Source organism: Chryseobacterium endophyticum (assembly GCF_056333165.1).
Map to the genome: position 1 here is coordinate 1 of NZ_JBWGXE010000030.1, position 1,204 is coordinate 1,204.

Annotated in this window: 1 protein-coding gene; it reads left to right on the forward strand. The window is 62.0% G+C overall.

Annotated features, from left to right (window positions below):
• Positions 1–1,204: phage portal protein (locus AC0N32_RS19770; protein WP_476395546.1), on the forward strand; the 1,204-nt coding region annotated here is incomplete at both ends.

Below are 1,204 nucleotides of genomic sequence, written 5' to 3' on the forward strand. Positions count from 1 at the left end.
TTGACCGCAGAGCCCTTGTCGCCGTCGATGCGCCGCGCCGAGAAGTACGAAACCGACATGCAGAACTACTCGACCGCCGAGCGCAAGGCGGCCGAGCACGCCATGGACTTCAACGGCACGTCGATGAACGCCCTGACGTTCATCACGCGCACCGGCTTTCCGGGCTTTCCGACCCTGTCGCTGCTGACCCAGCTGACCGAGTATCGGACCATGCACGAGACGCTGGCCGATGAATGCATCCGCAAGTGGGGCCACGTCAAGGCGTCGGACTCCACGCCGCCGGAAGTGCTGGAAAAGATCGAATCCGAGATCAAGCGCATCGACATGAAGTCCGTTGTGCGCCAGCTGGTGATTCACGATCAGGCGTTCGGCGGCGGCCATGCCTACTTCAAACTGCGCGGCGACGACAAGCACCGCGACACGCCGCTGGTGCTGCGTCCCGGTACGGTCCGTCAAGGGTCGTTCGAAGCGGTGCGCGTGGTGGAACCGTACTGGGTGACGCCGAACAACTACAATTCGATCGACCCGACTGCGGCAGACTTCTACAAGCCGTCGACCTGGTGGATGCTGGGCACCGAAGTGCACGCCTCGCGCCTGCAGACCATGATCAGCCGTCCCGTGCCGGACATGCTGAAGCCGACGTATTCGTTCCGCGGTATCAGCCTAACCCAGCTAGCGATGCCCTACGTGGATAACTGGCTGCGTACCCAACAGTCGGTCAGCGATACCGTCAAGCAATTCTCAATTACCGGCGTGAAGACCGACCTGCAGCAGTACCTGCAGCCCGGCGGCGCGACCGACCTGGTCAACCGGGCGGCGCTGTTTAACCAGATGCGCGACAACCGCAATATCGCGTTTCTGGACATGACGACCGAAGAGTTCTTCCAGATCAACACGCCGCTGTCGGGGTTGTCGGATCTGCAAGCCCAGGCGCAGGAACAGCAGTGCGCCGTGTCGGGCCAGCCGCTGGTCAAGGCATTCGGCATCACGCCCTCGGGTTTGAACGCCACCAGCGATGGCGAGATCCGCGTCTGGTACGACCGCGTAGCCGGCTACCAGGCGCGCACCATTACGCCCATCATGGAAACCGTGCTGCGCCTGATCCAGCTGTCGCTGTTCGGTGAGATTGACGAATCCATTTTCTGGGAATGGGAAAAGCTGCACGAGTTGACCGCGCTGGAAGACGCGGACCGCCAGTACAAAG